18 protein-coding genes are annotated in these 23,302 nt (G+C 63.2%); 12 read left to right on the forward strand and 6 right to left on the reverse strand.

Translation table 11 applies throughout. The features are described from left to right. Positions 1-11: 11 nt before the first annotated feature. Positions 12-1,571 (reverse strand): glycogen synthase GlgA, encoded by a 1,560-nt coding sequence (glgA, locus tag MJ643_RS08990; protein ID WP_013973326.1) that lies wholly within the window; start codon positions 1,569-1,571, stop codon positions 12-14. A gap of 886 nt (positions 1,572-2,457) precedes the next feature. On the opposite strand from glgA, the gene tssI reads away from it, so the two are divergent. The 5 genes from tssI (at position 2,458) to MJ643_RS09015 (ending at position 8,428) form a co-directional block, all read left to right on the forward strand. Beyond that, on the forward strand, positions 2,458-4,773 hold the full coding sequence (gene tssI / locus MJ643_RS08995) for a type VI secretion system tip protein TssI/VgrG (protein ID WP_024087393.1): 2,316 nt from the start codon (positions 2,458-2,460) through the stop codon (positions 4,771-4,773). 106 nt (positions 4,774-4,879) lie between these two features. Then, the gene (locus tag MJ643_RS09000) at positions 4,880-6,172 is read left to right on the forward strand and encodes a hypothetical protein (protein WP_169774875.1); all 1,293 of its coding nucleotides are present in this window, start codon (positions 4,880-4,882) and stop codon (positions 6,170-6,172) included. Between the two features lie 9 nt (positions 6,173-6,181). Next, positions 6,182-7,138, forward strand: a complete 957-nt coding sequence (locus MJ643_RS09005; protein WP_013973323.1) for a PoNi-like cognate immunity protein — start codon at positions 6,182-6,184, stop codon at positions 7,136-7,138. A gap of 15 nt (positions 7,139-7,153) precedes the next feature. Beyond that, the gene (locus tag MJ643_RS09010) at positions 7,154-8,116 is read left to right on the forward strand and encodes a PoNi-like cognate immunity protein (RefSeq protein WP_013973322.1); all 963 of its coding nucleotides are present in this window, start codon (positions 7,154-7,156) and stop codon (positions 8,114-8,116) included. A gap of 54 nt (positions 8,117-8,170) precedes the next feature. Further along, on the forward strand, positions 8,171-8,428 hold the full coding sequence (locus MJ643_RS09015) for a PAAR domain-containing protein (protein ID WP_013973321.1): 258 nt from the start codon (positions 8,171-8,173) through the stop codon (positions 8,426-8,428). 42 nt (positions 8,429-8,470) lie between these two features. Here MJ643_RS09015 and MJ643_RS09020 read toward each other — a convergent pair whose 3' ends face one another. Continuing rightward, the gene (locus tag MJ643_RS09020; RefSeq protein WP_013973320.1) at positions 8,471-8,638 is read right to left on the reverse strand and encodes a DUF6026 family protein; all 168 of its coding nucleotides are present in this window, start codon (positions 8,636-8,638) and stop codon (positions 8,471-8,473) included. A gap of 152 nt (positions 8,639-8,790) precedes the next feature. On the opposite strand from MJ643_RS09020, the gene gnd reads away from it, so the two are divergent. The 5 genes from gnd (at position 8,791) to MJ643_RS09045 (ending at position 14,446) form a co-directional block, all read left to right on the forward strand. Then, on the forward strand, positions 8,791-9,825 hold the full coding sequence (gnd, locus tag MJ643_RS09025) for a phosphogluconate dehydrogenase (NAD(+)-dependent, decarboxylating) (RefSeq protein ID WP_208209199.1): 1,035 nt from the start codon (positions 8,791-8,793) through the stop codon (positions 9,823-9,825). Next, positions 9,822-11,327 (forward strand): glucose-6-phosphate dehydrogenase, encoded by a 1,506-nt coding sequence (zwf, locus tag MJ643_RS09030; protein WP_013973318.1) that lies wholly within the window; start codon positions 9,822-9,824, stop codon positions 11,325-11,327. Before gnd ends, zwf begins: the two co-directional genes overlap by 4 nt. A 144-nt stretch (positions 11,328-11,471) precedes the next feature. Continuing rightward, the gene (locus MJ643_RS09035; RefSeq protein WP_024087390.1) at positions 11,472-13,268 is read left to right on the forward strand and encodes a glycoside hydrolase family 15 protein; all 1,797 of its coding nucleotides are present in this window, start codon (positions 11,472-11,474) and stop codon (positions 13,266-13,268) included. Positions 13,269-13,469: 201 nt separating this feature from the next. Next, positions 13,470-13,826, forward strand: a complete 357-nt coding sequence (locus MJ643_RS09040) for a VOC family protein (protein ID WP_013973316.1) — start codon at positions 13,470-13,472, stop codon at positions 13,824-13,826. Beyond that, on the forward strand, positions 13,826-14,446 hold the full coding sequence (locus MJ643_RS09045; protein WP_015270992.1) for a TetR/AcrR family transcriptional regulator: 621 nt from the start codon (positions 13,826-13,828) through the stop codon (positions 14,444-14,446). Before MJ643_RS09040 ends, MJ643_RS09045 begins: the two co-directional genes overlap by 1 nt. A 183-nt stretch (positions 14,447-14,629) precedes the next feature. Here MJ643_RS09045 and preA read toward each other — a convergent pair whose 3' ends face one another. The 3 genes from preA to hydA form a co-directional block, all read right to left on the reverse strand. Further along, positions 14,630-15,904, reverse strand: a complete 1,275-nt coding sequence (preA, locus tag MJ643_RS09050) for an NAD-dependent dihydropyrimidine dehydrogenase subunit PreA (protein ID WP_013973314.1) — start codon at positions 15,902-15,904, stop codon at positions 14,630-14,632. Beyond that, the gene (locus tag MJ643_RS09055) at positions 15,905-17,272 is read right to left on the reverse strand and encodes an NAD(P)-dependent oxidoreductase (protein WP_013973313.1); all 1,368 of its coding nucleotides are present in this window, start codon (positions 17,270-17,272) and stop codon (positions 15,905-15,907) included. A gap of 214 nt (positions 17,273-17,486) precedes the next feature. Next, positions 17,487-18,926, reverse strand: coding sequence for a dihydropyrimidinase (gene hydA, locus MJ643_RS09060; RefSeq protein WP_013973312.1), 1,440 nt, complete (start codon positions 18,924-18,926; stop codon positions 17,487-17,489). A 341-nt stretch (positions 18,927-19,267) separates the two neighbouring features. Here hydA and MJ643_RS09065 point away from each other — a divergent pair, with 341 nt between their 5' ends. Beyond that, positions 19,268-20,758 carry an NCS1 family nucleobase:cation symporter-1 gene (locus MJ643_RS09065; RefSeq protein WP_013973311.1) on the forward strand — a complete coding sequence of 497 codons (1,491 nt, stop codon included), beginning with the start codon at positions 19,268-19,270 and terminating at the stop codon, positions 20,756-20,758. Between the two features lie 137 nt (positions 20,759-20,895). Beyond that, positions 20,896-22,179: a Zn-dependent hydrolase gene (locus tag MJ643_RS09070; protein ID WP_024087389.1), complete on the forward strand. Its 1,284-nt coding sequence runs from the start codon at positions 20,896-20,898 to the stop codon at positions 22,177-22,179. Between the two features lie 42 nt (positions 22,180-22,221). Here the strand turns inward: MJ643_RS09070 and MJ643_RS09075 are convergent, their stop codons facing one another. Next, positions 22,222-23,181 carry a ribonuclease Z gene (locus MJ643_RS09075; RefSeq protein WP_013973309.1) on the reverse strand — a complete coding sequence of 320 codons (960 nt, stop codon included), beginning with the start codon at positions 23,179-23,181 and terminating at the stop codon, positions 22,222-22,224. Positions 23,182-23,302 lie beyond the last annotated feature (121 nt).

Below are 23,302 nucleotides of genomic sequence, written 5' to 3' on the forward strand. Positions count from 1 at the left end.
CAACTCCCCGCTCAGTAGTGGCTGTGCTGCGCCTGCTTGACCAGGTCCTCGTACAGACGTGCATAGGGCTCCACGGCCTGGCACCAGTTGAACGGTTGGGTCATCGACAGGCAGCGCATGGCATTCAGGAGGTCCTTCTTGCCATATACATAGAAGGCGCGGCTGAGTGCCTCGCGATAGCTCTCGACAGTGGACTCGTTGAACAGGAAGCCGGTAACGCCGCACTCGATGGTGTCGGCCAGGCCGCCGGTCTTGCGCGCTACCGGCAGCGAGCCGAAGCGCTGTGCGTACATCTGGCTGAGGCCGCATGGCTCGTAGCGAGACGGCATCAGCAGGAAGTCGCTGCCGGCGAACATGCGCCGGGCATCGGTTTCGTTGAAGCCGATGCGCACGCCGATACGGCCCGGGTGGCGTAGCGCCAGTTCGCGCATGGCCTGCTCTTCTTCCGGCTCGCCGCGGCCGATGATCGCGATCTGCCCGCCTTGCTCGACGATGTAGTCGGCCACACCCAGGGTCAGGTCCAGGCCTTTCTGGTAGACCAGGCGCGAAACCACTGCGAACAAGGGCCCTTCGGAGGGCTGCAGTTCGAACAGCGCGCGTACTTCCTGGGCATTGCGCGCCTTGCCTTCCCAGTCGTTGATGCTGAAGTTGTGCTGCAGGTGCTTGTCGGTGGCCGAGTCCCAGCTTTCGTCGATGCCGTTGGGAATGCCGCCGAGCAGGCCTTGCTGGGCCTTGCTGGCGAGGAAACCGTCCAGGCCGCAGCCAAATTCCGGGGTAGTGATTTCCCGGGCATAGGTGGCGCTGACCGTGGTGATGTGGCTGGCGTAGGCCAGGCCGGCCTTGAGGAACGACAGCTTGCCGTAGAACTCCATGCCTTCCTGCTGCATGGCGTGTTCGGGGATTGCCAGTTCCGGGCTGCAGCCGCGGCTGTACACGCCCTGGTAGGCCAGGTTGTGGATGGTGAACAGGGTTGGCGTGCTCAGCCCGCGCCAGTGCATGTAGGCCGGTGCCAGGCCGGCGGGCCAGTCGTGGGCGTGCACCACTTCGGGCTTCCAGTGGATCCTGCCTTCGCCGGCAGCGATTTCGGCGGCGGCCAGGCCCAGGCGGGCGAAGCGGATGTGGTTGTCGGGCCAGTCGCGGCCGTTGTTGGCACCATAGGGAGTGCCGTCACGCTGGTACAGCTCGGGGCAGATCAGCACATAGATGACCAGGCCGTCGGCCATGTCCATGCGCCCGATCTTGCACGGCGGCAGTGCGGCGTGGCCACCCAGTTCACCGACGATGTGGATGGGGTTGTCGCTTTCCATCACCTGCCGGTAGCCGGGGATCAGCACCCGCACATCGTGCAGGTGCGCCAGGGCGCGGGGCAGGGCGGCGGACACGTCTCCCAGGCCACCGGTTTTCACCAGGTCGGCGATTTCCGAGGTCACGAACAAAATCTTGCGCTTGTTGCGGTTGTGCTGGCGCTGGGCGCCGGGTGCCTTGCCTGTCGTGGCGAAGTCCGGGGTGAGCGGTTCGCGGTTGTCCGGGTTGAATGAATCTACGTGAGGCTCGACAGCGGCACTGATCATACTTCTCTCCGTCCCTATGCTTGGCCGGGTGCTGGCACCCGTGGCGATGTTTCGTGTTGGTTCTCTCTGATTCTGGATTCTGCGTAGTGCGTTCCATGCCCCAGGGTCGTGCGCGCAGGCACGGCGCGATCGGCATTCCGGCCGAAGGCGATTGGGCTGGTGGGGTATGTGGGCCGATGCTGGGAAGTCCCTTTGCGTTTGGCCTACTTAGTTGCTGACCTGCCCGCGTTCCGGAAAGTTCGACTTTTTTTCGTCACTCTTCCGTTGAGCAAATGGCGGGCCGAAACCCGAGTGTAGGAGAGAAATAGATGAAAAGGTGACCCGCTGGTCACTATTGTCATGCTGCGGAGTAGACGCAAACGTTGGCGGTTGTGACCGGATGTAAATGCAGGGGTTGGAGCGGTGGATGAGGGCCAGACGGCATGCCCCAATTCCAGCCAGTCATGCACCTTTTTGGTGCGTTTGAGGGGTGCCAAGGTCATCGCCCTCGAACAGAATGGTGCACGTGATTTCAGGAGGAATGAAAGGGGCTGTTTCGCGAACTTATCAGTATCTGTATTTATTATTTTCCTGGCTTGAATTTCTTGTGTTTCAGTGAGCAGACTCGCACGCGCAAAAGTTTGTAAGTTGATGCTTTAGGAAATTTCCTACGAAATCGTCAATGCATGAAACCCATCGTTCCTGTCATGGCGGGGCGGTACGGTTTAAGTTGCTCTTCAGTCACTGCCTCATCCTCACTGTCGTCATCGGTCAAGTCCGCCAATGCCACGGATCTAGCCGGCTTGAACGTTGGCGACGGGCAATTTCATTCGATGTGCTCATCTTGAAGAAAGCCAGGATGTGGTTGTTTTTTTCGCCGGTAAACATGATGGCGGTAGAGCAACTCATGAAACAGTCGGACTTTCGTTTCGGATTTCAGGCGCTCGCCGGGCGCACGGAGTTCGAAGTGGTTTCATTCAAGCTGGAAGAAACCATAAGCCAGCCATTTGTACTGAGCCTTGAACTTGTCAGTTACGACAGTGATGTCGACTTCGGCCAGGTGCTCGACAAGCCTGCGCTATTCACCCTTTATTGCGCAGACCGGCCACTGCGTCATGTGCATGGCTTGGTCAGTGCCTTCAGCCAAGGTGAAACCGGCTTCTGTCGCACGCGCTACCACGCTGTGGTCGAGCCGCAACTGGCCCGTGCCCGCTTGCGTTCGAACTGGCGCATCTTCCAGCAGAAAACCGTGCCGCAGATTCTTGAACTGATGTTCAAGCGTCAGGGCATTGCCCGGTTTGAGCTCAATACCAGCGCCGATCACCAGGTGCGTGAGTTTTGTGTCCAGGCGGGGGAAACCGACCTCGACTTTATCCATCGCCTTGCCGCTGAAGAGGGCTTCGTCTACCGCTTTGCACACTGCGCCAGGCACCACACGCTGATCGTTACCGATCGCCTGCTATCGCTTGGGTTGCTCAGCCGGGGCACGCTAAAGCCCGTAGATGATGAAGCGCTTTGGCTGGATGAAGATGATCTCGGCCCCGACAAGGTGCTGTACCACGCCAGTAGCGGTGGCGACCAGGCCCGTGCTTGCCTGCGGCGTTTGCGCTACTGCGAGCAGGTGCGTACTGCGCAGCAGGTGCAGCGCGACTACACCTTCACCAACCCGGCCTATCGCCAGGAGCACAAGGCCCAGGCCAGCGGAATCACGCACCAGTCGCTGGACTATGAGTTTTTTGATTACCCGGGGCGCTACAAGCGCGATGCGGTCGGCAAGCCCTTCACTGAAACGCGGCTGACGGCGCTGCGCCATGACGCCCGCCTGGCCGAAGTACAGGGCGATGACGTGCGCCTGCAGCCAGGCCTGAGCTTCACCCTAGTCGGCCACCCGCGTGAAGACCTTAATGTGCACTGGCGCGTAATCAGCCTGTGCCACGAAGGTACGCAGTTCACCAGCCTGCAGGAAGAAGCCGCCGGCGCCGAACAAGGTACCCGCTATGTGAACGATGCGCTGCTGGTGCAAGGCATGGCCGAATGGCGCCCGGCACCCTTGGCCAAGCCGCGCATCGATGGCCCGCACATGGCCACCGTGGTCGGCCCGCCGGGCGAAGAGATTTTTTGCGACCAGTGGGGGCGGGTCAAGGTCAGCTTCCCCTGGGACCGTGAAAGTAGCAACAACGAATTCAGTTCCTGCTGGGTGCGGGTGTCGCAAGGCTGGGCCGGTGGCAGTTGGGGTTCGATGGCCATTCCGCGTATTGGCCAGGATGTGATTGTCCAGTACGTCAATGGCGACCCTGACCAGCCGATGATCACCGGGCGCACCTACTGCGGTGACCAGCTGCCGCCTTACGACCTGCCCGAACACAAGACCCGCATGACCATCAAGAGCCAGACCCATAAAGGCGATGGCTTCAACGAGTTGCGCTTCGAGGACGAACTGGGGCGGCAGGAAGTATTCATTCATGCCGAGCGCGACCAGAACAACGTCGTGAAGCACAACGAAACCACGCTCATCGGCAATGATCGTAGCGAGCGCGTCGAGCATGACGAAGTGGTGCACATAGGTGGCAACCGCAGTGTCAAGGTCGGCGCCAGCAAGAGCGAAACGGTCGCCCTTGGCAAAGTCGAAAGCATAGGCCTGGGCAAGTCGTTGGCCGTTGGCGGGGCGTTGAGCGTGATGGTTGGCCTCGAGGCCAGCGAGCAGGTCGCGCAGGACAAGCGTGTGCAGGTCGGCGGGCAACTGCGGGTCGATGCCAATGACGATGTGTCGATCACCAGCCATCACGGCCATGTGCACATCGATAGCCGAACGTCGCTGACCCTGAGTTGCGGCGGGGCGTTTATCAAGCTGGGTGATGGCCGCATCGAAATCGGTTGCCCCGAGCCACTGCTGTTGCATGCCATCGCCCAGGTAAAGGCGCCTGCACGTTACGGTGAGCCGCCTGCACCGTCGCAGGAGGAAATCGAGTTTCGCCTGGTGCATGCCGACGGTACGCCAATTGCGGGCACGGCCTACGTGGCGACGTTGTCCGATGGCACCCAGCGCCAGGGTATGGTCGACCAGAACGGCTATGCCCGCCTGGCTGGCGTTACCCCCGGTTGCAGCGCCCAGGTGCGCTACGAGGTTGGCCAAGGCTCGCTGCAGCTGACGACCGCAATCGAGCCGGATGCTGCCTTGCAGGCATTGCTTGCCGGCTGCACCTCGGCAGGTGGCCAGCCATGAACTCCGCTGCTGACTGGCTGGATGAAGCGGTGGAAAGGGTGGCAGGCGGCTTTGGCTGGCTGCGTGACTTGGTGCTGGGGGAGTTTGCCGAGGAACGGCACTGAGCGTGGTCATTGCCGACATGCTGCTGTCGTTGGTGCCTGGGGTGGTGATCGTGCTCAGCGCCCGTGACCTGGCCGCAGTGTGTCTGCGCTTGGGCAAGCGCTACACGGCGGATGACAGCCAGGCAACGGCGCAGCCGCCACAGTGGCAGGAGTGGGTGCTGCTGATTGCCTGCCTGATTACCTTGATCGCGCCGATCATCGGTGCCGTGGTGGGGGCGGTGGGTACCCCCGTGGGCTCGGTGGCAGGTGCATTGGTCGGCCAGGAAGCGGCAGCGTTTCTGCGAGGTTTGTGCCTGCTGCTTATCCGTGAAAGCCAGATCATCTTGCGGACCGTGGTTGCGTTTCTTGGCAAGTTCACCCGCGGCAGCGTGGAGTTCTGGCTGCGCCAGGTCAGGTTCACGAGCTATGAAAAGGATTTGCTGGCCTATCTGAACCAGTTCTTGACCAAGGTCATCGCGGCAACGGCAAAGCTTCGCAGCTACCTGGGCAACTGGCCCTTCAACCAGGCGGCCGCGCACCTGTTGGTGCGGCTGCAGGCCATGGAAGCGCAGTTCTACGCGGTGCAGGTGCATGCAGTGCGGGAGATCCCACGGGCGTTGATGCAACTCGACGCCAGGCTGGCCAAGGTGCTGGAACAGGCCAGCGATCTGCCCGCGCAGGTTGCGCAGGCCGGGGTGCATGCGCCTAAGCCGGTGCCCATGGCGATGAGTGGTGGGCGGGTGACTTCTGGCATTGGCATGCGTCCGCGTTACCTCGAGCGCCCCGAGGGTGCGCTCGGCCCGCCAGTGCCCACCTCTGCGGCAGCTGCCACGCATGGCGCAAATGTGCACGTGTTCGATCATTCGACGGCGACCCGGGCGCAGAAGGGCATTTATGGGGAGGTGGTCAGTGATCAGTACATGCTCGGCAAAGGCCATGAGAACCTGCTGTCGGCCGCTCGTGGGCCTCGCAGCCTGCAAATGAAACCTACCGGGCGCGGGCTGGATGGCGTCTATCGTAATGCCCATCCACCGCCGCCGTTCATCATTACCGAGACCAAGTATCGAACGGGGGGCGCGTTTTCGACGGGTAGTTTGCCGGTTACAAAGGGGAGTAAGGGGTTTCCGAGTGCCAGGCAGATGAGTGATGCGTGGATTCGTCCAAGGCTTTCCGAAAGTTTGGGGAAAGAACAGGCAATGAATATTCGCTCGGCTGGATATGAGCGTTGGTTGATAACCGTAGATGAGAAGGGTGCTGTAAGCCAGATAGTCAAGCTTGATGGGCATGCGAGATCTATAGGTGATGTAATTCAGTAGGGGCTGAAAATGAAGAAATTTGATGAGATCAAACGTGAGCCTTTGCTGCAAGAGGCAGCCTATCTCGACTCTGTTGATTTTTGGAAGAAATACTATGTGGAGCTAAAGGCTGAAGAGTTTCTAGCGTTGGAACGCCCAGATTTCGTAAATGTTGAAGGGTTGAGTTGGGATTGGTGCTTTGAATCTCTGGAGTTACTAGTAGCACTTTATTCGGGGGGGGAGCCCATTGAAGCGCTTGAGTTTTACGCGGATCACATGTTTTCCCAGTTTCAACGTCACAAGCAAGCTTATCCGAGTTTCAGCTTGAAACTGTGGGAGCCGGATGCCTATCAGTACACACTCTGGCTTCTATCGTTTGCAGTGCTGTTCAACAAGCCCGGGCGCATCAGGCAAATCGCAGGTTTTTTGAGTGAGGACCCAGATGACGGTGAGGACATCCTGTTGCGGCAACTGTTTTCCCGTGTGGGGGTGACCATCCCTGGGAGTACGTTGATTCATGAGCGCCCCTACCATGAATTGCTCAATGCCGTAACTACCGAGAAGGATGAGCAGCAACAGGCAGTGCGTAGTTACCTGAAGCAGTGGTATCGCGGCATGCGCAACTGTTATTGGCATGACCGGCACAAGGCACGAAGTGATGCGGGTTTCTTTGGCTATTGGGCCTTTGAGGCAGGATTGGTCACTGTGTTGTGGGGCGTCGACGATACGCCCTATAGAGATCTTCCTTTCTACCCGAAGGATTTGGTAGACGATGCTCGCAAGCGTCAAGTTATCAAAAGCTTCCCTGAACAACTGCAAAGCGCGCCGTATTCGGATGCGCTTGCCAGGTCGGGCGAAATTTGCCCGCGCACGGGGGTGTGGGTATGCGATGAATGGGCGGTGGGGCCCCAGACATTCATGCAAGGCGTAGAGATGCCGAGCGAAAATGGGCGCTCTCTGGTTTGGCGCTTGGTGAAAGGCTTATAGCGTGCGGGAGGGCCAATGGGCCAGTTCGACAGCATCAAACGCGACCCGTGGATGGTCGAGCAGCATTACCTGGCTTCGACGCGTGAAAAAGAGCAGGAATTCGCCGACCCTGACGCCCAAGCATTGCTGATCGGGCCAGCCGAGCACAGGCATCACTACCGTGGCCTTAGCCGCGACTGGGCACACATGGCACTGGAGCTGGCAGTGCAGCGGTATTCCGGTGGCGAGCCGATGGAGCTGGTGGAGGCCTATGCAGACTATGCGTTTGCCCAGTTCGCCCGGCATTTTTCGGCGTACCCGGCAACCAGCGAGCAGTTGCGCCCGTGGGTGTCGGATGAATACCGGCTTGCCTTGTGGCTGCTGTCGCTGGCGGTGCTGTGCGGTTACCCCGAGCGTGTCGACCAGGTATTGGGCTGGCTGAACCAGGACGACGAGCGCAGCCCCGACCTGCTGCTGCATCGCCTGTTCCAGCGGCCGGGCAAAGCCTACCCAGGCACCTCATTGCTTCACCCCGAACCTTACGGCGCCTTGTTGGAGAGCCTCGACCTGAAAGGCCCCGCGCAGCATGACGCGCTCATGCACTATCTCGGGCAGTGGTACGCCAATGCGCACGGTTGCTACTGGCACGAGCGCCACACCCGGGCACGGAGTGACCACTTGGGTTATTGGGCCTTCGAGGCGGCACTGGTGGCGTTTTTATGGTCTGTGCAGGGTGATGCCCTGGAAAGCGCTCCCCGCTTTTACCCGCAGGCGCTCGTCGAAAGGGCGCATTACCGACGCCTGGGCAAGCAGTTCCGCGACCCGGAAACCGCCAGGCGCGAGGATGCCCCAGGCTGGCTTTCCGGCACGCCTTGCCCATGGCCCGGTTACTACGTCTGCGTCGAGCGCATGGTGGGCGAGCAGGTGTTCATGCACCAGGTACCTTTCCCTGAGATCGATGGCCAGGTCGTGCACTGGCGGCTGTCGAGAACGTTCTGATTGGCGCTGTCGGCATGCGTGCCTGGCGCCTCACATGATTCGGGAGTGGCAACAATGCCTGCCATCGTTCTGCTGGGTCACCCTCACCACTGCCCATTGTGCGGCCCGACCAGCATCAGCAGCGGCTCCAGTCTGTTCTTCGTCAACGGCAGGGCAGCCGCCAGGGTTGGCGACAGGCTCGGGTGTGGGGCGGTGATTACCAGCGGCTCGGCACTGATGATGGATGATGGGCAGCCGCTTGCCAGGGTCGGCGATGCCACCAGTCATGGCGGTACCTTGGAAAATGGTGATAATAACTGGCTGCTCGATTAAGCGATGTGGGAGCAGTTCGGCTCCCACAGGAGAGGGGCAAACTCAGAGGCTAACGGCCTTGCCGTCTGTGCGCGCCTGCGCCAGCAGCAGGTTCAGTTGGGCGACCTGCTGGCGCAGCTGGTCACGTTCGTCCTTCAGTTTACGCAGCTCATCACGGCGCACGGAGACATAGAGGGTCTGGGTTGGGGTTGCAGGCATCAAAGTACCCATGGACACACCTCGCGGTTTTGGCTGGTGACAAGTTAAAGCGTAGACGCTTCACGCGGGCGCATTCTGAATTCTTTCGCAGGTCTTGGGAACTTTTTTGTTTATCGTGGTCCCGCCGTTCGTCGCTGAACCCTCGAGCGGTACGCTGGACTAATCTGAAAAGCTGGATTGTGTTGTCATTTATTTCGAAAGGGGAGCATCGGCTCATGCAACTGGGAATCATCGGGCTGGGCCGCATGGGCGGCAATATCGCAAGGCGCCTGATGCGCGCCGGCCACCGTACTGTGGTGCATGACCGCAACCGTGAGGCCATCACCGGTCTGGAGGGCGAGGGCGCCCAGGGTGCGCACGATCTCGGTGCGCTGGTACAGAAGCTGAAAGCGCCGCGCGCGGTGTGGGTCATGTTGCCCGCCGGCGAGCCCACCGAGCAGACCATCGCCCAACTGGCCGAACTGCTGGAGCCGGGCGATGCGATCATCGACGGCGGCAACAACTTCTACAAGGACGACATGCGCCGCGCCGCCGAGCTGGCCAAGCGCGGGCTGCATTACCTGGACGTCGGCACCTCGGGCGGTGTGTGGGGCCTGGACCGTGGCTACTGCATGATGATCGGTGGCGAAAAGGACGTGTTCGAGCGCCTGGAGCCGCTGTTCAAGGCGCTGGCCCCGGGCGTGGGTGACATCCCGCGTACCCATGGCCGCAGCGGCGAGCACCAGCGTGCCGAGCACGGCTACATCCATGCCGGCCCACCCGGTGCCGGGCACTACGTGAAAATGGTGCACAACGGCATCGAATACGGCCTGATGCAGGCATACGCCGAAGGCTTCGACCTGCTGCGCAGCAAGGGCGGCAACGAACTGCCGGAAGACCAGCGTTTCGACCTGAACGTGGCCGAAATCGCCGAAGTGTGGCGGCGTGGCAGCGTGGTTACCTCGTGGCTGCTCGACCTCACTGCCGATGCGCTGGTGGCCGACCCGCAACTGTCGCAGTTCAGTGGCTCGGTGTCCGACAGTGGTGAAGGCCGCTGGACCATCGACGCCGCCGTCGAGCAGGCGGTGCCGGTGCCGGTGCTGTCCAGCGCGCTGTTCGCCCGCTTCCGCTCGCGCCAGCAGCAAGGTACCTATGGTGACAAGATTCTCTCGGCCATGCGCCTGGGCTTCGGTGGCCACGTCGAGAAAAAAGCCGAATGACCAAACAGAGCATTCCGGCTGCTCCGCCATGCACCCTGTTCCTGTTCGGCGCCAATGGCGACCTGGTAAAGCGCCTGCTGATGCCGGCGCTTTACAACCTCAGCCGTGACGGTCTGCTGGACCGCAACCTGCGCATTGTTGGCGTCGACCACAACCCGGCCACTGCTGAGGAATTCGCCGAACGCCTGCACGCGTTCATGGTCGAGCGTGACAAAGGCGGCGAGGGCACGGCCAAGTGCCTGGATGAGAAGCTGTGGGCACGCCTGGCCAAGCGCCTGGATTACCAGACCGGCGATTTCCTCGATCCGGCCACCTACCAGGCCCTCGCCAAGCGCATCGACACAACCCGCCACGGCAACGCCATCTTCTATCTGGCGACCTCGCCGCGCTTCTTCCCCGAAGTGGCGCAGCGCCTGGGGCAGGCCGGGCTGCTCGACGAATCGGCCGGCGGCTTTCGCCGCGTCGTGGTGGAAAAGCCCTTCGGCACCGACCTGGCCAGCGCCGAGGCGCTCAACGCCTGCCTGCTGAAGGTGATGGGCGAGCGGCAGATCTACCGCATCGACCATTACCTGGGCAAAGAGACGGTGCAGAACATCCTGGTCAGCCGGTTCTCCAACGGCTTGTTCGAATCGTTCTGGAACAACCACTACATCGACCATGTGCAGATCACCGCCGCGGAAACCGTCGGCGTCGAGACCCGTGGTGCGTTCTACGACAGCACCGGGGCGTTGCGCGACATGGTGCCCAACCACCTGTTCCAGTTGCTGGCGATGGTGGCCATGGAACCCCCGGCCGCGTTCGCCGCCGATGCCGTGCGCAGCGAAAAGGCCAAGGTGGTCGGCGCCATCCGCCCATGGTCGGTGAAGATGGCCCTGAAAAACTCCGTGCGTGGCCAGTACAGTGCCGGCAAGCAGGGGCGCAAGCAGTTGCCCGGCTACCGCCACGAGCCCAACGTCGCGGCGGATAGCCAGACCGAGACCTATGTGGCGCTGAAGGTGATGATCGACAACTGGCGCTGGGCCGGCGTGCCGTTCTACCTGCGTACTGGCAAGCGCATGAGCGTGCGTGATACCGAAATCGCCATCTGCTTCAAGCCTGCGCCCTATGCGCAGTTCCGCGAGTCGGAGCTGGAGCGGCCCAAGCCCAATTACCTGAAGATCCAGATCCAGCCCAACGAAGGCATGTGGTTCGACCTGCAGGCCAAGCGCCCCGGGCCGGAGCTGGTAATGGAGAATGTCGAGCTGGGCTTTGCCTACAAGGACTTCTTCAAGATGACCCCGGCGACCGGCTACGAGACGCTGATCTACGACTGCCTGACCGGTGACCAGACCTTGTTCCAGCGGGCTGACAACATCGAAAACGGCTGGCGCGCGGTGCAGCCGTTCCTCGATGCCTGGGCCCAGGGCGGCGAGGTGCACGAGTACCCGGCCGGTGAAGACGGGCCCGAGGCCGGCAATGAATTGCTGGCGCGGGACAAGCGCGAGTGGCATTGGTTGGGGTGAGGTTTCTGTAAGGCCTGTGCCGGCCCTTTCGCGGGTAAACCGGCTCCCACAGGGATATCGATGGTTTCAAGGCCTGTGATGTACCTGTGGGAGCGGGTTTACCCGCGAAGAGGCCGTCACAGACAACCACACAAAGGAGCCCCAATGCCTGCCCACATCGAAGACTATGCCCTGCTGGGCAACTGCCGCAGCGCCGCCCTGGTCAGCCGCGATGGCTCGCTCGACTGGCTGTGCCTGCCACGCTTCGACGCCCCCGCGGTATTCGCCGCCCTGCTGGGCAACGAAGAAAACGGCCGCTGGCGCCTGGCCCCCTGCGACCCGGTCGAATACAGTAGCCGCCAATACCTGGACGACACCCTGGTGCTGGAAACCACCTGGGTGACCGCCACCGGCCGCGCCCGTGTGCTCGACTTCATGCCGCTGGGCGAGGTTAACGCGCTGGTGCGCATCGTCGAGGGCCTCGCTGGCGAAACCAACTTCGAAATGGACCTGGTGATGCGCTTCGACTATGGCCGCAGCGTGCCCTGGGTGGAACGGCTCGACCCGCGGACCCTCAGCGCCGTCGCCGGCCCCGACCGGCTGATCCTGTGCAGCACCGTCCCCCCGCATGCCCGTGACCAGCACACGGTCGCCCGCTTTCGCGTTGGGGCGGGCGAACGCCAGGTGTTCAGCCTGCGCCACCAGCCCTCGCACCTGCCGGTGCAGCCCGGCTGTGATATCGACGAAGCGCTGGCGCAGACCATCGACCAATGGCAGGCCTTCGCCGCCCGCTGCCCAAAGGTGGGCCCATACTCCGCCCTGGTGCGCCGCTCGCTGCTGACCCTCAAGGCCATGACCTACGCGCCCACCGGCGGCATCGTTGCCGCCGTCACCACCTCGCTGCCCGAGCGCATCGGCCACGAGCGCAACTGGGACTACCGCTTCTGTTGGCTGCGCGACGCGACCATGACCCTGCTGGCCTTCATGAACCTCGGCTACTTCGACGAAGCCCAGGCCTGGCGGGAATGGCTGTTACGCTCGGTGGCCGGCAACCCCGAGCAGATGCAGATCATGTACGGCCTGGCCGGTGAGCGCGACCTGCAGGAATACACCTTGCCGTGGCTGGCCGGCTACGAGCACTCGCAACCGGTGCGGGTGGGCAATGCAGCGTCGGCGCAGATGCAACTGGACATCTACGGTGAACTCGCCGATGCCATGACCCAGGCAATAAAGGGTGGCTTGCCTCGCCATCCACGTAGCGCCGCCATCTCACGACTGATCCTGCCTTACGTCGAGCGCATCTGGCGCCAGCCGGACGAAGGCATCTGGGAAGTGCGCGGCGGACGGCAGCAGTTCGTGCACTCCAAGGTCATGGCCTGGGTGGCCTTCGACCGTGCCGCAGGGCTGGCCGACACCACCGAGGAAGGCCGCGAGCGCGGGCGGCATTACCGCCAGGTGGCTGACGAGATTCGTCGTGAAGTGTGCGCGCAGGGCCTGGACCCCAGCGGCCGCTTTTTCGTCCAGGCCTATGGCTCGACCGAGATGGACGCCAGTTTGTTGCACATCGCCCTTACCGGCTTCCTGCCGGCGGATGACCCACGCTTCTTGCGCACGCTCGAACAGGTCGAACAGCGCCTGCTGAAAAACGGCCTACTGCTGCGCTATGACAGTGACCGCTGCAGCGACGGCCTGACACCCGGGGAGGGAACCTTCCTGGTGTGTTCGTTCTGGCTGGCCGATGTGTATGTATTGCTGGGCCGCCAGGCACAAGCGCAGGCACTGTACGAACGCCTGACCGGCCTGTGCAACGACCTTGGCCTGCTGGCCGAACAGTATGACCCGGCAGGCCAGCGCATGCTTGGCAACTTCCCCCAGGCGTTCAGCCATATCGGCATCATCAACACCGCACTGAACCTGCACCGCGCACAGTGCCCGGTGCGTGATCGGGCGAGCTGCAGCTAAGTCAGGTGGCGGTCTCCCCCTGTAGGAGCGGCCTTGTGTCGCGATCGGGCTGCAAAGCAGCCCCGGCAATTCATGCAGTGAGGCTGAAATCCCCGGGGCGCTACGCACCCCTTTCGCGACACAAGGCCGCTCCTACAGGGATTGCGCTGGCTTGGAGTAAGCGGAGTAGACTAGGGCAAACCCCTTCGGCACGGAGCACACATGGGCATTCGCGGTACTGACCGGCAGATCGACAACATCGAGTTCAATGTCAGCGACATCGCACGGAGCAAGGCCTTCTATGGCGGTGTGTTCGGTTGGGCGTTCACCGACTACGGGCCCTCCTACACCGAGTTCAGTGATGGCCGGCTGATCGGTGGCTTCACCACGGGTGAGCCGGTGCGCCCGGGCGGGCCGCTGGTCATCTTGTATGCCGAGGACCTGGAAGCCACGCAGCAGAGGATCGAAGCCGCCGGGGCGAAAATCAGCCGGGCCACCTTTGCTTTTCCCGGTGGGCGGCGCTTCCACTTCATTGACCCGGACGGTTATGAGCTGGCGGTGTGGACGGCCCAAGCCTGATGGCCAACCACAAGATCGAAATCCGCCGGCGCAATATCGAGAAGATCCTGCAGGCGGCGGAAAAGGTGTTCGCCGAGAAGGGCTATGGCGCTACCTCGATGGGCGATATCGCCGAGCAGGCCGAGCTGCCGCGTTCCAACCTGCATTATTACTTCAGCACCAAGGACGACCTGTTCCGCGCGGTGCTGCAGGACCTGCTGGATGTGTGGAAGCAGGACGCGCTGTGCTTCGAGAACTTCGACGACCCGCGCGTGGTGCTGACCAGTTACATCCGGGCGAAGATGGGCCACTCGCGCTCGCGGCCGCTGGGCTCGAAGATCTGGGCCGAAGAGATGCTGCATGGGGCGCCGGTGCTGGGGGTGAACCTGGATGAAAGCCTGGTGCCCTGGGCCAAGCTGAAGGAAGCCAAGATCCGTCGCTGGGTGGAGGAGGGGCGCATCCTGCCCGTGGAGCCCTCGGCGCTTTTGTACATGATCTGGGCCTCGACCCAGCACTATGCCGACTTTGGTTACCAGGTGACGTTGCTCAATGGCGGGGAGGCGTTGTCGGACATGGCCTTTGAAAATGCCGTGCAGACGGTGACCAGCGTGATCTTGCGGGGGATCGGGCTGGAGCCTTGAACCGAAGTTGCATGCTGCCGCGGTCCTATTGTGGGAGCGGCCTTGCGTCGCGAAAGGGCTGCGCAGCAGCCCCGGCAATTCACGCTGCGAAGCTGAAATCCCGGGGCCGCTTCGCGCCCCTTTCGCGACACAAGGCCGCTCCCACAAAAAGGACCGCGTCAGTCGGTGGGGTAGAAGACTGCCTCAACTGGCCTCGCGGTAGGGGTTACGCGGGTCCTGCGTCCAGTTCAGGTACGGCTTGCCGGTATCCTGAGCCACCATCTCGATGCAGTTCTCCACCGGGCAGGTGATCTGGCACAGGTTGCAGCCCACGCATTCCTCCTCGATCACGCTGTAGGCATGCGTGCCATCTGCATTCAGCGTACTGGCAATCGCCTGGTGCGAAGTATCCTCGCAGGCAATGTGGCAGCGCCCGCAGCCAATGCATGCTTGCTGGTCGATGTGCGCCACCGACTTGTAGTTCATGTCCAGGTACTTCCAGTCGGTGGTATGCCCCACCGCCTGGCCGCGGAACGCCTCGATATTGCGGTGCCCGTGCTGGTCCATCCAGCGCGCCAGGCCGTCCTTCATGTCCTCGACGATGCGGAAACCGTGCAGCATCGCTGCCGTGCACACCTGTACAGCGCCACTGCCCAGGGCCATGAACTCGGCTGCGTCACGCCAACTGCCGATGCCGCCAATGCCACAGATGGGCAAGCCGCGCGTTTGCGGGTCGCGGGCGATTTCCGCCACCATGTTCAGGGCAATCGGTTTCACCGCCGAACCGCAGTAGCCGCCATGGGTGCTCTGGTCGCCAACGATGGGGTGGGCGACCATGCGATCGAGGTCGACGCTGGTGATCGAGTTGATGGTATTGATCAGCGACACTGCATCGGCCCCACCACGGTGCGCGGCGCGCGCCGACTGGCGGATGTCGGTGATGTTCGGCGTGAGTTTGACGATCACCGGCAGCGAGCAGTACGTCTTGCACCAGCGGGTGACCATCTCCACGTACTCCGGCACCTGGCCGACCGCAGCACCCATGCCGCGCTCCGGCATGCCGTGCGGGCAGCCGAAGTTCAGTTCGATGCCATCGGCCCCGGTGGCCTCCACCAGCGGCAGGATGAACTTCCACGAGTCTTCCACGCACGGCACCATCAGCGACACGATCAGCGCGCGGTCGGGCCAGTCCTTCTTCACCTGGGTGATTTCGCGCAGGTTGATGTCCAGCGAGCGGTCGGTGATCAGCTCGATGTTGTTGATGCCTTGCACCTGGCGGTTGGGGCCGTAATGCGCCGAGTAGCGCGACGACACGTTGACTGCCGCCGGGTCTTCGCCCAGGGTTTTCCACACTACGCCACCCCAGCCGGCCTCGAAGGCGCGGACCACGTTGTAGGCCTTGTCGGTTGGCGGTGCGGAGGCCAGCCAGAAGGGGTTGGGTGCCTTGATGCCGGCAAATTCGATGGACAGGTCGGCCATTTACGCAGCCTCCACGTTGAGCATGAGTTGGGCATGGATGGCTTCGGCGGCCAGCTTGCCGTGTTGCACGGCCTGGACGGTAAGGTCCTGGCCCAGGGCGGTGCAGTCACCGCCGGCATAGACGCCCGGCAGGCTGGTCTGCATCGTTTCGTCGACGCGGATGCGCTCGCCGTCGCGCGCCAGTTGTGCGGCTACCGGGTCGCCGAGGCTGGTGTCGTCGAAGCGTTGGCCGATGGCCTTGAAGATGGCATCGGCAGCCAGTTCGAAGGTTTCGCCGGTGTCGCGCAGGCGGCCGTCTGCCAGCTCGGTGCGGGCAAAGCGCATACCGCGCACCTTGCCGCTGTCGTCCAGCAACACGGCATCGGGGCGGGCCCAGGTATGCAGGCGCACCTGGTTGGCCTTGGCGATGTCCTGCTCGTGGCTGGTGGCGACCATGTCTGCATGGCCACGGCGGTACACCAGGTTGACGTCGCGGGCACCCAGGCGGCTCATCTGCACGGCTATGTCGATCGCGGTGTTGCCGGCGCCGATCACCAGGCAGCGGTCGGCCAGGGGCAACTGGCTCAGGTCGTCGGCCTGGCGCAGTTCGCGGATGTAGGCGGTGGCGGCGAGCAGGCCGGGTGCTTCTTCATCAGGCAGGCCGAGCTGGCGCACGGCATTCAGGCCCAGGCCGAGGAACACTGCGTCGTACTGATCGCGCAGTTCGCCCAGGCCGAGGTTGCTGCCCAGGCGCTGGCCATGGCGGATCTCGATGCCGCCGATGCCGAGCAGGAATTCCACTTCACGCTGGGCATAGTCGTCCACCAGCTTGTAGCGGGCGATGCCGTACTCGTTGAGGCCACCGGCCTTGTCGCTGGCCTCGAACACCACCACATCATGCCCGTGCATGGCCAGGCGGTGGGCACACGACAGCCCGGCAGGGCCGGCACCGACCACGGCGATGCGTTTGCCGGTGGCCGGCGAGCGCTGGAACGGGTGCTCGGTGAAGTGGGCGTTGTCCAGAGCATAGCGCTGCAGCTGGCCGATCAGCACCGGTGCGCATTCCTGCGCGTTGTTGCGCACGCAGGCTTGCTGGCAAAGGATTTCGGTGGGGCAGACGCGGGCGCAACTGCCGCCGAGGATGTTGGCCGAGAGGATGCGCTCGGCGGCGCCTTGCAGGTTTTCGTCGCTGATGCGGTGGATGAACGACGGGATGTCGATGTCACTGGGGCAAGCGTTGACGCAGGGGGCGTCATAGCAATACAGGCAGCGTGCGCTTTCGACGGCGGCCTGGCGGGCGGTGAGGGGTGGGGCCAGGTCGCTGAAGCGCTCGGCCAGCTGGTCGGCGCCGGCCCGTGGGCGCGGCAAGTGGTTCAGGGCGTCGATCACGGTTGTAGCCTCTCTTTTTATATGGGGCTTGGAATGGGGGCGCGGTGCGCCCCAATCGCCGGCAAGCGAGCTCCCACAGGTACAGTGTTGTCCTTGAGAGCAGTGCCATCCCTGTAAGAGCTGGTTCCTTCAGGAGAGCCACGTCCTTGAGAGCAGCACTATTCCTGTGGGAGCTGGCTTGCCTGCGATGGGCTGCGCAGCAGCCCCAATGGCTTCAGCGCTGGACGGGCGTCGGCCGCTGCACTTCGGCCCTGCGCCCCAGCACTTCATACACCGACGGATACGCCGGCCGTTCCACATACCGCCCCGCGCCTTTTTCCGCGCGCAGGTCGCCATCGGCCCAGAGCACTTTGCCCTGGCTGATGGTATGGCTGGGGATGCCGCGCACGGTACGGCCTTCGAAGATGTTGAAGTCCACCTGCTGGTGGTGGGTCTTGGCCGAGATGGTGCGCGTGCCTTGCGGGTCCCACAGCACCAGGTCGGCGTCGGCACCAACACGAATGGCACCCTTGCGCGGGAACAGGTTGAAGATTTTCGCGGTGTTGGTGGAGGTCAGCGCAACGAACTCATGCATCGAGAGGCGCCCGCTGTTGACCCCTGCATCCCACAGCACTGCCATGCGGTCCTCGATGCCGGCAGTGCCGTTGGGGATACGGCTGAAATCGTCGCGCCCCATGGCTTTCTGCTCGGCGCAGAAGCAGCAGTGGTCGGTGGCGGTGGTGTGCAGGTTGCCCGATTGCAGCCCACGCCACAGCGCCTCCTGGTGTTCACGCGGACGGAACGGGGGACTCATCACGTAGCCTGCGGCGGTGGCCCAGTCAGGGTCACGGTAGACGCTGTCATCCAGCAGCAGATGGCCGGGCAGGACTTCGCCGTAGACCGGCTGGCCCTTGCCTCTGGCATAGGCGATTTCATCCAGCGCTTCGCGGCTGGAAACGTGCACCAGATACAGTGGTGTGCCCAGCGTCTCGGCAATGCGGATGGCTCGGCTGGCCGCTTCACCCTCGACCTGGGATGGGCGTGACAGCGGGTGGGCTTCCGGCCCGGTCAGGCCCTGGGCCAGCAGTTTTTTTTGCAGGTGGTACACCAACTCGCCGTTCTCGGCATGCACGGTGGGTACTGCACCCAGTTGCAGGCAGCGCTCGAAGCTGGCCACCAGGGTGTCGTCTGCGGCCATGATCGCATTCTTGTAGGCCATGAAGTGCTTGAAGCTGTTCACCCCATGTTTGGCCACCAGTTCGCCCATCTCTTCGGCTACCTGCTCGCTCCACCAGGTGATGGCGACATGGAAGCCGTAGTCGCTGGCGCTTTTCTGCGCCCAGCCGCGCCAGGTGTGAAAGGCCTCAAGCAACGACTGCTGCGGGTTGGGGATGACGAAGTCGATGATCGAGGTGGTGCCACCGGCCAGGCCCGCGGCGGTGCCGCTGAAGAAATCCTCGCTGGCCACCGTGCCCATGAACGGCAGCTGCATGTGGGTGTGCGGGTCGATGCCGCCGGGCATCAGGTACTGGCCACTGCCGTCGAGGATCTGGCAGTCGGTGGGCGGTTCGAGGTTTTGCCCAATGGCACGGATCAGGCCATCGGCACACAGGACATCAGCGGGGTAACTCTCTTCGTGGGTGACCACGGTGGCGCCACGGATCAACAGGGACATGCCGTTTTCCTCGCAGGCTGACCGGTCTGGGCCGGTTCTTGGAGTTTTCTTCATGCAGGGCGGGCAGGGCGGTTAATCCTGTCAGGCCTGACAAGATTCGAGGCTAGATGCTGATCCGCGATTCGGCAAGAAAATTTTCCCATTAATTTTGGGGTTTTTAAGTAATTGAAATTAAAGGGTTAATTTAATTATTGGCGCTGGCTGCGTAGCTTTCTGATGCGTTGACTTACTTGACAAGATGAAAATCTGGTCGAGATTTTCAAGCACATGAACCGTGAGTACTCCGGCCATCGCATCAGCCCGATGGGCAACAACTAGAAGAAAATCTGGAGAGAGCCCCCATGCAGCAGAGCAGATCGGAAGTGGTCGAGCGCGATGGCCTGTTCGAGCTGTCCGAAGGTAGCGATGTCCTCGACAGCCCGCGCTACAACCACGACATCGCCCCGACCAAGGTGCACCAGCGCACCTGGAACAAATGGCACATCACCGCCCTGTGGGTGGGCATGTCCATCTGCGTGCCCACCTACACCCTCGGTGGCGTGCTGACCGCCTACTTCGGCCTCAGCGTGGGCGAGGCCTTGCTGGCTATTCTGCTGGCCAACCTGATCGTGCTGATCCCGCTCACCCTCAACGCCTTCCCTGGCACCAAGTATGGCATTCCGTTCCCGGTGCTGCTGCGTTCGTCGTTCGGCATACTCGGCTCAAACGTGCCATGCCTGATCCGGGCGGTGGTCGCCTGTGGCTGGTTCGGCATCCAGACCATGTTCGGTGGCCTGGCCATCCACCTGTTCCTTGGCTCGGTGTTCGACGGCTGGAAGGCCCTGGGCGGCACCGGCGAGGTGATCGGCTTCATGATCTTCTGGTGCCTGAACCTGTGGGTGGTGCTGCGTGGCGCCGAGTCGATCAAGTGGCTCGAAACGCTGTCGGCACCGCTGCTGGTGGCGGTCGGCGTCGGCCTGCTGTTCTGGGCCTTGCCGCACATGTCGATGACCGAACTGCTGGCCCAGCCGCCCAAGCGCCCGGAAGGGGCGAACATGCTCGGCTACTTCTGCGCCGGGCTTACCGCCATGGTCGGCTTCTGGGCCACGCTATCGCTGAACATCCCCGACTTCAGCCGCTACGCCCGCAGCCAGAAGGACCAGATTCTCGGGCAGATCTTCGGCTTGCCGCTGACCATGTTCCTGTTCGCCTCGCTGGGCGTGGTGCTGACTGCTGCCTCGGCATCGCTGGTTGGCGAGACCGTGTCCGACCCGGTCAGCCTGATCGGCAAGATCCACAGCCCGTTCTGGGTGGCCCTGGCCATGGCGCTGATCGTGATCGCCACGCTGTCGACCAATACTGCAGCGAATATCGTGTCGCCGACCAACGACTTCCAGAACATTGCCCCACGCCTGATCGGGCGCAGCCGCGCGGTGTGGTTGACCGGTTTCATCGGCCTGGCGCTGATGGGCCATGAGTTGCTGAAGAAGCTGGGCTGGATCGTTTCCGACCTGAGCCTGGAGAGCGTGTACTCCAACTGGCTGCTGGGGTATTCGAGCCTGCTGGGGCCGATCGCCGGGATCATGGTGGTGGACTACTTCCTGATCCGCCGGCAGGAGCTGGACCTGGCCGGGCTGTACCGTGACGACGTGTACCCGGCATGGAACTGGGCCGGTTTTGCCGCCTTTGCGTTGCCGGTGGCGCTGACCGTCATGGCGATTGGCAACAGCAGTTTCAGCTGGTTCTACGACTACGGTTGGTTCACCGGTTCGCTGCTGGGTGGGGCGCTGTATTACCTCTTGGCCCGCGTGGTCGCGCGCAGCCCGGCTCGGGTGGTCAAGCCTTTGCCGTGAGACCGCGCCGGCTTCTTCGCGGGTAAACCCGCTCCCACAGGTACAGCGCAGGTCCTGAGGCCAACGCTGTACCTGTGGGAGCGGGTTTACCCGCGAAGAGGCCGGCACAGACAACAAAAATGCCTGAGGAAAATCCCATGACCCCAGCCCAACAAGTACTGCAATCCACCCAGCACCACATCGACAGCACCCGCCTGTGGCAGTCCCTGATGGACCTGGCCCGCCTCGGTGCTACCGCCAAGGGTGGCGTGTGCCGCCTGGCCCTGACCGACCTCGACCGTCAGGCCCGCGACCTGTTCGTGCAGTGGTGCGAGGCCGCCGGTTGCACGGTCACCATCGACGCCGTCGGCAACATCTTCGCCCGTCGCCCTGGGCGTAACCCCAAGCTGCCCCCGGTGATGACCGGCAGCCATATCGACACCCAGCCCACCGGTGGCAAGTTCGACGGTTGCTTCGGGGTGATGGCCGGGCTGGAGGTAATTCGTACCCTCAACGATCTCGGCGTGGAAACCGAAGCACCGCTGGAAGTGGTGGTGTGGACCAACGAGGAAGGCTCGCGCTTTGCGCCGTGCATGATGGGCTCCGGGGTGTTCGCCGGCAAGTTCACCCTGGAGGAAACCCTGGCCAAGCGCGACGCCCAGGGTGTCAGCGTTGGTGAGGCGTTGAACGCCATCGGCTACGCCGGCCCGCGTGCTGTATCAGGCCACCCGGTGGGGGCCTATTTCGAAGCGCATATCGAGCAAGGCCCGATCCTCGAAGATCAGGGCAAGACCATCGGCGTGGTGCTGGGCGCGCTGGGCCAGAAGTGGTTCGACCTGACCCTGCGCGGTGTCGAGGCCCACGCCGGCCCTACGCCCATGCACCTGCGCAAGGACGCCCTGGTCGGCGCGGCGGCAGTGGTGGAGGCAGTCAACCGCACCGCCCTCGGCCACCAGCCCCATGCCTGTGGGACGGTGGGGTGCCTGCAGGCCTACCCGGGCTCGCGCAACGTGATCCCCGGCGAAGTGCGCATGACCCTGGATTTCCGCCACCTGGAGGGTGAGCAGCTGAATGCGATGATTGCCGATGTGCGTGCGGTGATCGAGGCGACCTGTGCCAGGCATGGCCTCAGCCACGAACTGGTACCCACAGCCGATTTCCCGGCGTTGTACTTCGACCAAGGGTGTGTCGATGCCGTGCGCGAATCGGCGCAGGCGCTGGGCCTGCCGCACATGGACATCGTCAGCGGCGCGGGGCACGACGCGATCTTCCTGGCCGAACTGGGGCCGGCGGGGATGATTTTCGTTCCGTGCGAGAACGGTATCAGCCATAACGAGATCGAGAACGCCACGCCCGAGGACCTGGCTGCGGGCTGCGCGGTGTTGCTGCGCGCGATGCTGGCGGCGTCGGAGGCGATTGCCCGTGGGCGGTTGGCGGCATAGTGGAGCGGCGGGTTGTGGCGAGCACCTGCGAATCTCCACAATTCATCCCGCGGGCTCAAGACAGCCATCGCGCCCGATGTGATAGCGCTGCAGGTCCTGCGCCAGGGTCAGCTGCCCGCTGTAGTGGGCGAGGGCTTCGTCGCGCACGTTGTCGATGCTCGGGCTGCGCCGTGGGTCGTGCTGGTAGCGGGCGCTGAAATGCGTCAGCACCAAATTGCGCACGCCCGCAGTTTCGGCAAAGCGCGCCACCGCAGCTGCGGTGCTGTGGCCGAAGGTGACCCCCGTGCGCTCGACCACCGCCTGGGTGAACGTGGCTTCGTGCACCAGCACGTCCGCGCCCCTGGCGACGTCGGCCAACAGCTCGGGGTTGTCGTTGTCGCCGCACACGATCACCCGCCGCGGCGGGCGCGAAGGGCGCAGGTAATCCTTGCCGTGCAGCCGCCGCCCGCCATGCTGCACCGTCAAACCCTTGGCCAGCTCGCCCCACAGCGGGCCGCGGGGGATACCTTCGGCTTCCAGGCGCGGGATGTTCAGTCGCGGTTCGGGGTTGAGCTCGGTGAACACGAAGCCGACGCTCGGCACCCGGTGCGACAACTGCACGCTGGTCACTTCCAGGGCATCACTGCGCCATTCCACCAGCTCTTCCACGGCCAGCAGGCGCAGTTCGAACGGCAGGAAGGTATCGCTGGCCACCAGCCCCTGGCGCACCCAGTCGTGCAGGGCGGCGGGCAGGACAAGGTCCAGCGGCTGGGTGCGCCCGCTCATGCCGGCGCTGGCCAGCAGGCCCGGTAGGCCGAAGCAATGGTCGCCGTGCACGTGGGTGATGAAGATGGCGCGCAAGTCGCGGATCGACAGCGGCGTGTGCAGCAACCGGTGCTGGGTGCCTTCGCCACAGTCGACCAGGTACCAGTGGCTGCCACTGGCCTCGATCACTGCGGTACCGCTCACATTGCGTGCCTTGGTCGGCACGCCGGCGGAGGTGCCCAGGAACAGCAAATCCATGGTCTGGCTCCTTGTTTCAGCCCAGCAGTAACGTCTCCACCAGCGGGCCGATGGGTGTCGGGCGGATGCAAGGTGCTGGTGGCGGCGTGGTACTCAACGGGCTCGTTCCTTCGAGGTAGTA

Origin of the sequence: Pseudomonas sp. PNPG3, from assembly GCF_023093815.1 — a bacterium.
Taxonomy (GTDB): Bacteria; Pseudomonadota; Gammaproteobacteria; order Pseudomonadales; family Pseudomonadaceae; genus Aquipseudomonas; species Aquipseudomonas asiatica.

What these genes read in the sequence shown, in the direction of transcription:
- glgA (WP_013973326.1), bottom strand. Translation starts at nt 1,571, where the DNA reads ATGATCAGTGCCGCTGTCGAGCCTCACGTAGATTCATTCAACCCGGAC.
- tssI (WP_024087393.1), top strand. Translation starts at nt 2,458, where the DNA reads ATGAAACAGTCGGACTTTCGTTTCGGATTTCAGGCGCTCGCCGGGCGC.
- MJ643_RS09005 (WP_013973323.1), top strand. Translation starts at nt 6,182, where the DNA reads ATGAAGAAATTTGATGAGATCAAACGTGAGCCTTTGCTGCAAGAGGCA.
- MJ643_RS09010 (WP_013973322.1), top strand. Translation starts at nt 7,154, where the DNA reads ATGGGCCAGTTCGACAGCATCAAACGCGACCCGTGGATGGTCGAGCAG.
- MJ643_RS09015 (WP_013973321.1), top strand. Translation starts at nt 8,171, where the DNA reads ATGCCTGCCATCGTTCTGCTGGGTCACCCTCACCACTGCCCATTGTGC.
- MJ643_RS09020 (WP_013973320.1), bottom strand. Translation starts at nt 8,638, where the DNA reads ATGGGTACTTTGATGCCTGCAACCCCAACCCAGACCCTCTATGTCTCC.
- zwf (WP_013973318.1), top strand. Translation starts at nt 9,822, where the DNA reads ATGACCAAACAGAGCATTCCGGCTGCTCCGCCATGCACCCTGTTCCTG.
- MJ643_RS09035 (WP_024087390.1), top strand. Translation starts at nt 11,472, where the DNA reads ATGCCTGCCCACATCGAAGACTATGCCCTGCTGGGCAACTGCCGCAGC.
- MJ643_RS09040 (WP_013973316.1), top strand. Translation starts at nt 13,470, where the DNA reads ATGGGCATTCGCGGTACTGACCGGCAGATCGACAACATCGAGTTCAAT.
- MJ643_RS09045 (WP_015270992.1), top strand. Translation starts at nt 13,826, where the DNA reads ATGGCCAACCACAAGATCGAAATCCGCCGGCGCAATATCGAGAAGATC.
- preA (WP_013973314.1), bottom strand. Translation starts at nt 15,904, where the DNA reads ATGGCCGACCTGTCCATCGAATTTGCCGGCATCAAGGCACCCAACCCC.
- hydA (WP_013973312.1), bottom strand. Translation starts at nt 18,926, where the DNA reads ATGTCCCTGTTGATCCGTGGCGCCACCGTGGTCACCCACGAAGAGAGT.
- MJ643_RS09065 (WP_013973311.1), top strand. Translation starts at nt 19,268, where the DNA reads ATGCAGCAGAGCAGATCGGAAGTGGTCGAGCGCGATGGCCTGTTCGAG.
- MJ643_RS09070 (WP_024087389.1), top strand. Translation starts at nt 20,896, where the DNA reads ATGACCCCAGCCCAACAAGTACTGCAATCCACCCAGCACCACATCGAC.
- MJ643_RS09075 (WP_013973309.1), bottom strand. Translation starts at nt 23,181, where the DNA reads ATGGATTTGCTGTTCCTGGGCACCTCCGCCGGCGTGCCGACCAAGGCA.